This window comes from Caldivirga sp. UBA161 (assembly GCF_002506515.1).
Lineage (GTDB): Archaea > Thermoproteota > Thermoprotei > Thermoproteales > Thermocladiaceae > Caldivirga.
This window is the reverse complement of sequence record NZ_DAXS01000017.1, coordinates 34,440-43,742: the sequence shown is the minus strand read 5'-3', so window position 1 is coordinate 43,742 and position 9,303 is coordinate 34,440. Positions and strand designations below refer to the sequence as shown.

The window sequence follows — 9,303 nt, the reverse complement described above, 5'->3', positions numbered from 1 at the left end:
TAGGTTCAGGTTCAAGAGACTACCTACTGACCATTGGTTTATTCCTAGTAATCATTATAGCTGTTATTTTGGGTAATTTTATTGCTGATGTTACTTATGGTTTGATTGATCCTAGGGTGAGGAGTGTATGATGGAGTCTGCTATTCCTCTTGGTAGGAGGGTTGTTAATAGGCTTTATGATTTGCTTCATCAATTATACGTTTCAATAGTCATCTTCACTAGTACTGGCCAGGGTAAGGTTGGATTCGGCTTAACAGTATTCGTTATTGCATTAGCCATAGCCGCACCACTATTCCCATACCCAGGGCCAAAGTGGAGTAACGTGGCACTACAATTCATACCACCATCAACAAAACCATCACTATGGTACATACTTGGCACCGATTACTTAGGAATACCACTACTACTCGACATAATATGGGGGCTAAGATACTTCCTAGAGATAGGTGCAATAGCCGGTATACTGCAGGTGGCTATAGGTACTTTCCTAGGGCTACTGGCAGGATACCTAGGGGGCTTTACTGATAAGGCATTGAACTTCACCTTTAACCTACTTCTCACAATACCAACCTTCGCCCTATGGCTAATACTGGCAGTCATATTTAGGTCAGGTAACCCAGTCATTCTAGGCTTCATCTTAGGTATATTAAGTTGGGCTGGCTTAGCCAGGTCCATTAGGGCTGCTGCCTTGAGTGCTAAGAATAGGGATTACGTTGAGGCATCTAGGTTACTTGGATTAAACTCACTATCAATAATAGCAAACGACATAATGCCCGCAATAACCCCATACATAGTCATGAACTTCATGCTAAGTATAGTTGGCGGCTTCTACGGTGCAATGGGCCTAGCATTCCTAGGCCTAATACCCTACAGTAACATAAATTGGGGGGCAATAATGGGTAACGCCTTCTACCAGGAGGCNNGCAATATTCTCACCGACAGGAACAATACCAGTAGTCATACTAATAGTGATTCAAACAATAATATTAATGGGCTTCGTCTACTTCGCAAACGCCTCAGTGTACGTATTCGACCCCAGGAGGAGGAGGGAGGTAGAAATTAAATTAGCCAGTAAGCGTAGGGCTGCGAGGTGAAGGCAATGTCTTCAGTGGTGCTCTCCGTTAAGAACCTGAACGTAACGTATAAGACAGCTACCTTCGACGTTGAGGCTGTTAAAAACGTTTCATTCGAGCTGCATAGGCACGAAATACTGGGGATAGTTGGTGAGTCAGGTAGTGGTAAGACAACCATAGCCCTTGCCCTAATGAGGCTCCTCCCCAATAATGCCGTAATCACTGGTGAGGCTACATTATACAGTAGGGATGGATCCAGGATTGACAATGTATTAACCCTCCCCGAGGATGAGCTTAGGAGGATTAGGTATAGGTGGGGTAAGATATCTATAGTATTCCAAGGCGCCATGAATTCACTGAACCCATTATTAACCGTTAAGGACCACTTCATTGATACTGCTCAAGCCCATGGTGTTGGCAAGGAGGAGGCACTTAAGACTGCCGCTGATTTGCTTCGTTCAGTTAGGCTCGAGCCGGCTAGGGTGCTTAGGTCATATCCACACCAGTTGTCGGGGGGTATGAAGCAGAGGGTTATGATTGCCTTAGCCCTAATGCTGAATCCAGACATAATAATACTTGATGAGCCAACCACGGCCCTAGATACATTAACTCAAAGGCAGATACTTGAGTTAATTAAGGACCTGCGTAAGGAGCGTGACGTTGGCATAATACTTATCACCCACGACTTATCTGTTGTGGCTGATGTTGCAGATAAGGTGCTTGTACTCTACAGGGGTTACGTAATGGAGATTGGGGACGTTTATACAGTGTACTCACGCCCATACTCACCATACACGCTCATGCTGATAAACTCCTTCCCAGCAATAGGTAAGAGGATAATTAAGCTTAAGCCCGCTGGTGTGGCTGCAACAACTAATAATAGGGGTTGCCCATTCATAGGCAGGTGCCCATTTGCATCCATTGAGTGCGCTGACGCAGACATGAATCTTGTTGAGGTTGAGCCAGGGCACTACTCATCATGCATAAAGGCAAACCTTATACAGCAGCAGGCCGCAGGCAAGGTGGTGGCCAGTGAGCAACAGCAGTAGTTCAAGTAGCAGCCCAAGGGGGCCTGCCCCAGTTTGCCCATATCTTCAAAGAACCCCCCAGGGGGGCTACTTATGTAGTTTAACACAGAAGCCCGTTAACCCACTTGGCTGGTACTGCATATTCGATTACATGAATTGCCCAATATACATAAGCCACGCCGCATACCTGAGTGGTAGGAAAGGGCCGGAGAGAAAGTATAGTGAAGATGTTGTAATTGCTGCAGAGGACTTAACAGTGGTCTTTAAGGTTGGAAGTATGTTTAGTAAGAAGGATCTTTACGCAGTTGACCACGTTAACATAACGGTGAATAAGGGTGAAACAATGGCAGTTGTTGGTGAGTCGGGTAGTGGTAAGACTACACTCGGTAAAACCCTAGTTGGATTATATACGCCTGCAACCGGTAGGATTTACTTCCATGGTAAGGACATTTCAACAATGACTGAGGAGGAGTATAGGGTTTACAGGCTTAAGTCACAGTACATTCACCAAGATCCATACTCAAGCCTTAATCCATATAAGACAGTGTACGATATATTGGCCGTCCCATTAAGGGCTAATAAGCTTGTGCATAGTAAGGCCGAGGAGGAGAAGCTGATTTTTGAGGCACTTGAGAACGTCGGCCTTAACCCCAAGGCCTACATTAACAAGTACTCCTTCGAGTTAAGTGGTGGCGAGAGGCAGAGGGTGTCGATTGCAAGGGCATTACTCGTTAAGCCTGAGTTCGTTGTTGCTGATGAGATAGTTACAATGCTTGATGCTTCACTTAGGCTCGAGGTTCTTGATTTACTCTTAGCGGTGCAAAAGGAGATGAATCTGAGCGTACTCTTCATAACCCATGATTTAGGAATGGCTTACTATATGGCTGGTGATACAGGTAAGGCTGCGGTTATGTACCTTGGTTCAATAATGGAGTATGGGCCTGCTAAGGAGATGCTTGAAAGCCCACTACACCCGTATACTCAAGCCTTATTATCAGCAATACCTGAACCTGATCCAGTTAAGTCAAGGAGTAAGAAGGTTATGAAGCTTAGGAGCCTTGACCCACCTAATCCACTTAGGGCGCCTCCAGGATGCAAGTTCAGTGATAGATGTCCATTCGCCATGGATAGGTGCTTTAAGGAGAGGCCTCCGCTTAAGAAGGTTGGCAACGTGATGGTTGCCTGCTGGTTGTATTAAAAGCAGTGATTATTATGCATCCTGAAATAGGTAAGGCTGTTTACGGTATAATACTGAGTTTACTGGTGCTATTAGGCATATCCTTCATCTACTTGAACCCAGATGAGGTAAGCTTCTACGTAGCCTTAGTGGCCCTAGTATTCCTTATAATACTGCTTATGTGGACTATTAACGATATTAGGAAGCAGGCTGGGCAGGAGGGTTTAAGGCCCTCTTCGGAGTCTGAGCAGTAGCATTAGTCTGGTTTTAAACTTGGCCTCTTATGCTGTATTATGTTCGTTATTCCTCTATGTAGGCTTCTAGCGGATTCACTGATCATGAAGTGTAGGCTTACTGGCTCATCAATGCGCTTAACCTTTATGGCCACAGTATTCCATCCATGCTTCATTAGGGCATCAGCGTAATTCCTACCATCACCATCGTAATTAGGCCTAAGCACGTACCTCTCCTTGGATTCAACAATGGGTTCTTCATTAAACCATAGTTTAGCATACGGTGCATTATTGGGAATACCCAAGTGAACAATCCTTGAATCACCTGGATTATTAATGAAACCCACAATAGCTATTGAAGCTCCCTTGGGTATTAGATCCTCAAGGCCGAGATCATAACCATCCCTATACACAGCAGCCCACTCACCAGCGGCAGCCTCACCAATCCACCTCCCAACGTCCTCATCCTCATCACTAACCCTATTCATGAACCAAACCACAGGTGGTAGTATTGTTAAGGTTACGTTAATTAATTCAAGGGAATCTAAGGCTATGAATTGAACCACAGGGTGCTCAACAATATTAAGTTCATTAAGGTTAATTAACCTAACCCTGAACTCAACCCTAGCCATTGAATTAGGCTCAATGAGTAAACCCCCACTCACTGGGTTTACTTGATAAGCCTTCGCATTAATGCCATGTATAATGTAGCTTAGATTAATTGGACTTAACCTAAGGCTCTTAACATTGACTACTATGGGTAATTCAACATTAGGCTTAAGCACTGGGCCAATTGGATACTCAACAGCAGCCTCAACCCCAGTAAACCTAAGCGCCCAAGTGTTTGGCTTATAATTTAGCCATGATCCATTAGGCCTAATTGTGAATGGGTCAATAAGCCACGTGACATCGCCAGCCTCACTCACGTTAACCCTATCATTATGCCTTGCAAGTAAACTATACGTAACCTTAAGGATCCTATTAGCCAACTCGGTCACGGTCCTATTAGACCTAATATTAGATACACCACCCCATGATTCATTTGTTGTAACCTCCTCGTAAACCTTAACATAGTCCTGAGGCATGTAGTCCGCACCATGAATAATACCTAATACAGCACCCACGGTGGCTGCTGTGCAGTCTGTGTCATAGCCTAGGCTAATGGTTTTAGTCATGGCGTCTATGAAGCCATTACCGTATAGTAAGCCTAATACCTCGAAGCCTAGGTTAATGGGTGAGTATTGAGCTATCCTACGGTACTCAACTGGCGCAAGCTCAATAATAATCCTCCTAGCCTCCCTCAAATCCAAGCCCCTAGCATGTGCATTAAGTGCACTCTCTATTGCCTTATAGGTTAAACTATATTGAGGTATGTAGCTTAACGCATACTTAATTAGCTTAATTAAGTCACTCTCAATGAATGCTAAGGACTCTAGTACTGCGTTAAAGACTTCACCGTAAACTGATTCACCACCACCATGGTCAACAATAGCATCCTTAAAGGCGTATTCAGCAGCCACGTCAGGTAGGCCTGGGGCTATCATTGCCCAAACCTCAGACCTAATGGGTGAACCCATGCAGTGCCTAAACCAGTTGTTGAAGAAGCCTGACATGGGTGGTAGTATGCCTAGCCTCAGATTCCTCTTGCTTAAGCCATATTCATCCCAATTATAGTGAATGCAGTCAAGCCAGCATTGGGCAAGGTCGTGTTCAGTAATGTCAAGCCCCCTATCTTCAATAAGCCTGAGCCAAGCCATCTGAACCTCAAAGTCATCATTAGGGTAAAGCCTTGGTTCAAGCTTAACCTCAATTAAATCTTCCTGGCCAAAACCCCTCTCATAGGGTGTACCAAGACTACCACCAGCATTCTTACCCAATAAGCCGCCGTAAATCTTACTAAACAAAACTCCCCTTGAAAGCGAAACCATGAGTTAATTAAGCTGGCATTAGTTTTAAAGCTTTATAATATAATATTTCATACTACTCATGATTTTTAACATAAATAACTAGTACGCTCTCATGGAATTGTAAGCATCATGAACTTAGTGAGTTAAGTAAGTTAAGTGGAACTTCATGGTACTGCCTTTGTTAAATTACTTAGGTTAAGTACTTATGATATAAGGAGGCTGATACTTTACTTGGTTAACTTTAGTCGGAACCCTGATACCTCATCAACGATCAGTGATGGCAGCCATCCCCACTTCACTTAGGAATCCCTCAACTATTTTTATGAATTCCTCAGTCTTATCAAGATACGCAGGGTGCCCTGCCCCCTCTATGTAAACCACCTTAAAGCCGAACCTAGTTAATAGGTCTGCATTATACCTTGGTGATACATTATCCCTACTACCCCATATACCCAGTACTGGTTTCTTTATTCTAGCAAGGTCAATCCTATTAACACCCACTGGCCCTATTACCACGGCTGCGGATGCAGGGTAGCCTAAGGCTAAGTACCTTAGTACCGTTTCTCCACCTATTGATGCACCTATTAGTATTGGGTTTAAGATACCTAATGCATTCACAATGGCCTTCAAATGCTCGGCGTAATCATTCTCGCTCTCCCTCTCAAAATGGTCGCTCCTTGACCTTGGGCCATAGGGCATGTCTACGGCGTAGACATAATACTTTTTCTCAAAGTACCCTAGGCAGCATTCATTCCAAGTATCGGCACTGAAGCTGAGTCCATGAACGAATAGTAAGGTTGATTTACCTGAACCACCTTGAAGTAACCTAACCCTCCTACCGTTAACTGTTATCCATTTTTCACTAGCCATGCTACTGAGAATTTACTGCAGTTTAATTAAGCTTACTAATCTACTCCTCCGGTTACCTATTTAGCCTAATGATGAGGCTATATCGCATAAACATTATAATATTTACTTAATTAAATGCATAGGTAAAACTTATATACCCCAAGTAGCTAACTGAATTATGGAGGGTGTTCTAGAAATCAACCGTTGAGGTCTTGGACACGACCTTAAGGGATGGAGCTCAAGGTGCAAACATATCGTTTACGCTTAATGATAAGGTTAGGTTAACACTAGCCCTTGATGAACTCGGTGTTGATTATGTTGAGGGTGGTTGGCCTGGATCAAACCCTAAGGATGAGGAATACTTTAGGGAGATTAGGAAGTATTCATTAAGCCACGCTAAGGTTGCTGCCTTCAGTAGCACTAGGAGGAGGGATACTAAACCTAGTAATGATCCAAGTCTAAACGCTGTACTAAGGACCAATGCTAATACTGCAGTGTTGTTCGGTAAATCATGGGTGCTTCACGTTAATGAGGTGCTGAAGGTGAGCAGGGAGGATAACCTTGAAATGATATATGATAGTATCAGTTACTTGAAGTCGCATGGACTTGAGGTAATTTTTGATGCTGAGCACTTCTACCAGGGCTTTAAGGAGGATCCTGATTATGCCCTCTCAGTAGTGAAGACTGCTGAGGATGCTGGAGCTAGTGTGGTAGTGTTGGCTGACACTAATGGGGCAATGATGCCTAATGAGGTTTATGAAATAACTAAGAGAGTAGTGGATACTGTTAAGGTTAAGGTTGGCTTACACATGCATAATGATTCAGGCTGTGCAGTGGCAAACACAATCATGGGTGTCTTAGCCGGGGCAAGGCATGTTCAAGGAACAATCAATGGCATTGGGGAGAGAACTGGTAATGCTGATTTAATTCAAGTAATACCAAACCTAGTTATTAAGCTTGGCTTAAGGGCATTAAAGGGTCCAGATAGCTTAAGGAAGTTGAGGGAGGTATCCAGGTTAGTTTACGAGTTGACGGGCCTGCAGCCTAATCCGTATCAACCATATGTAGGCGACTACGCGTTCACGCATAAGGCCGGCATCCATGTTGATGCTGTTTTAAAGAATCCAAGGGCCTACGAGCATATTGACCCTGAAATGGTGGGTAATTCAAGGCGTTTCATATTATCTGAACTCTCAGGTTCATCTAACCTGGTGGTTTACCTGGGGGAGAGTGGTGTTAGGATTGATAAGAGGGATGAGAGGGTTAAGAGGGCTTTAATGAGGATTAAGGAGCTTGAGAATAAGGGTTACAGTTTTGACTTAGCCCCAGCCTCAGCAGTCTTAATAGCATTAAAGGAACTTAACCTATACAGGGAGATGATTAAGGTGGAGTACTGGAGGGTTATTGATGAAAGCAGCATGAGCCTAGCGGTGGTTAAGGTTAATGGGCAGCTTGAGGTAGCTGAGGGTGTTGGCCCAGTTCATGCGGTTGACTTAGCCTTAAGAAGGGCCCTTCAGAAGGTTTACCCTGAACTTTCCGGAGTCACCTTAACCGACTACAGGGTTGTGCTACCCTCGGAGGTTAAGAATACTGAAAGCTTAGTTAGGGTAACGGCGGAGTTCACGGATGGCGTGATGAGGTGGAGGACCATTGGGGTCTCCACAAGTGTAATTAAGGCTAGTATCGAGGCTCTGGTGAACGGCCTTGATTACTACCTTCAATTAAGCAGATTAAGGGCCATTAATGGGGCTCAGCGTTTACTTAAGGAATGAGCCTGGGTTTAAGCATTAGGGCTATGCTTAATGATTATTCATTTACCTACAAGGGGTTTAGCTAACTCAGTTATCTTAGCCTCCCAATCCTTAGCCTTAACTATTGCACTCGCCACTAACACACCCACGGTACCTAATTCAATTGCCTTAGCCACATCATTATAATCCTCTATACCAGCACCAGTAATAACCTTAACATCACCATTAACCCTCTTAACGGCGTTAACGGTTTCAACAACCACATCAGGCTTAGTCCTACTAACAGACTTACCTGTACCTATTAATTCCGGCGGCTCCATGGCAACTGCAGTGGGTGCAAGAGCAGCCGCAGCGGCGCTTGATAATGGGTCTGGGGAGCACACCACAGTTTCAAGGTTAAGGGCCTTAGCTTTATTAACAAGCATAGCTATATCATTCAACAGTAGCCTATGTTCACTATGATTAATAATCACACCTGATGCCCCAGCATCCTTAACGAACTCCAAGGGTATGTGGCCAGTCCTAGCCCCTGGATCCACTGGATCAGCTGACTGCGCATAAACAGGTATGCTTACAGCCTCAGCAACTTGCCTCAGGTAAGTGTGAGGTGGTGCAACTATTATAGATGCACCCAGGCTCCTAGCAACCTTCTCGGCTGCTTGAGCCAACTTAACAGCACCACCCCCCAGTAACTCTGGGTAAGCCTTCATATTTATTATGAGTACTGGAACCTTCATGATTAAACCTAGGCTAATGGGGTGTATAAGCATTAACTCATTTACCTTTAACCCTATTGAACTATTAAGACTTCACCACCAGCCTCCTTAATAGCCCTAATAGCCCTAGCTGAGGCAGCCTTAACCTTAACCACCACAGGCTTCTGTATCTTACCTTCACCAAGTAGTTTACCATACCCCAACTGAGTTAGGTCAATAACGTATTTATCGCCCTCCATCTTAATTAAATTCCTCCTCTGCAGTGACTGTATTAATCCATTTAAGCCACCTATATTTATTACCTTAACCTCTGGGCTTGGCCTATAGAAACCATGCTTACCTATTAGTGGGTAAAGTTCACCATTAGTCACCTTAAGTAGCAGGCTCTTCTTATGTTTAAGTAAACCAATCTTACCTCCCCCACCTCTTTGACCTCTACTCCTATGTTGGCCAACCCTCCCCCATGAGTGTGTTCTCCAGCCCCTAAGCTTCCTAGACTTCTTATCTCTACGCCTCACAACCACCCTTAATGGGGAGGGTTTAAAACTTTAACAATGCAGCCTAACTTA

The 9,303-nt window shown here is 44.3% G+C and carries 9 protein-coding genes; 5 read left to right on the top strand and 4 right to left on the bottom strand.

The window, feature by feature from the left end:
* The first annotated feature begins 127 nt into the window (after positions 1-127).
* Genes BP896_RS02585 through BP896_RS02570 form a run of 4 tightly spaced genes read left to right on the top strand, consistent with a single transcriptional unit; the run spans position 128 to position 3,532 of the window.
* Positions 128-1,063 carry an ABC transporter permease gene (locus BP896_RS02585; protein ID WP_291765338.1) on the top strand — a complete coding sequence of 312 codons (936 nt, stop codon included), beginning with the start codon at positions 128-130 and terminating at the stop codon, positions 1,061-1,063.
* Positions 1,064-1,099: 36 nt separating this feature from the next.
* A complete protein-coding gene (locus tag BP896_RS02580) occupies positions 1,100-2,122 on the top strand; it encodes an ABC transporter ATP-binding protein (protein ID WP_291765335.1) in 1,023 nt (340 codons plus the stop codon).
* On the top strand, positions 2,106-3,299 hold the full coding sequence (locus BP896_RS02575; protein ID WP_291765333.1) for an ABC transporter ATP-binding protein: 1,194 nt from the start codon (positions 2,106-2,108) through the stop codon (positions 3,297-3,299). The genes BP896_RS02580 and BP896_RS02575 overlap by 17 nt, the downstream gene beginning before the upstream one ends.
* A 14-nt stretch (positions 3,300-3,313) precedes the next feature.
* On the top strand, positions 3,314-3,532 hold the full coding sequence (locus tag BP896_RS02570; RefSeq protein ID WP_291765331.1) for a hypothetical protein: 219 nt from the start codon (positions 3,314-3,316) through the stop codon (positions 3,530-3,532).
* Positions 3,533-3,534: 2 nt separating this feature from the next.
* Here BP896_RS02570 and BP896_RS02565 read toward each other — a convergent pair whose 3' ends face one another.
* Positions 3,535-5,439 (bottom strand): ADP-ribosylglycohydrolase family protein, encoded by a 1,905-nt coding sequence (locus tag BP896_RS02565; protein WP_291765328.1) that lies wholly within the window; start codon positions 5,437-5,439, stop codon positions 3,535-3,537.
* Between the two features lie 243 nt (positions 5,440-5,682).
* Positions 5,683-6,288 carry an alpha/beta fold hydrolase gene (locus BP896_RS02560; RefSeq protein ID WP_291765326.1) on the bottom strand — a complete coding sequence of 202 codons (606 nt, stop codon included), beginning with the start codon at positions 6,286-6,288 and terminating at the stop codon, positions 5,683-5,685.
* A gap of 191 nt (positions 6,289-6,479) precedes the next feature.
* Between BP896_RS02560 and cimA the strand changes: the two genes are divergently transcribed.
* Complete coding sequence (gene cimA / locus BP896_RS02555; protein ID WP_291765325.1) at positions 6,480-8,039, top strand: citramalate synthase; 1,560 nt, start codon at positions 6,480-6,482, stop codon at positions 8,037-8,039.
* A 38-nt stretch (positions 8,040-8,077) separates the two neighbouring features.
* On the opposite strand, the gene tpiA is transcribed toward cimA, so the two are convergent.
* Together tpiA and BP896_RS02545 are read right to left on the bottom strand one after the other, a co-directional pair.
* Positions 8,078-8,755, bottom strand: coding sequence for a triose-phosphate isomerase (tpiA, locus tag BP896_RS02550; RefSeq protein WP_291765323.1), 678 nt, complete (start codon positions 8,753-8,755; stop codon positions 8,078-8,080).
* 53 nt (positions 8,756-8,808) lie between these two features.
* A complete protein-coding gene (locus BP896_RS02545) occupies positions 8,809-9,252 on the bottom strand; it encodes an uL15 family ribosomal protein (RefSeq protein ID WP_291765321.1) in 444 nt (147 codons plus the stop codon).
* Between the last annotated feature and the right edge of the window lie 51 nt (positions 9,253-9,303).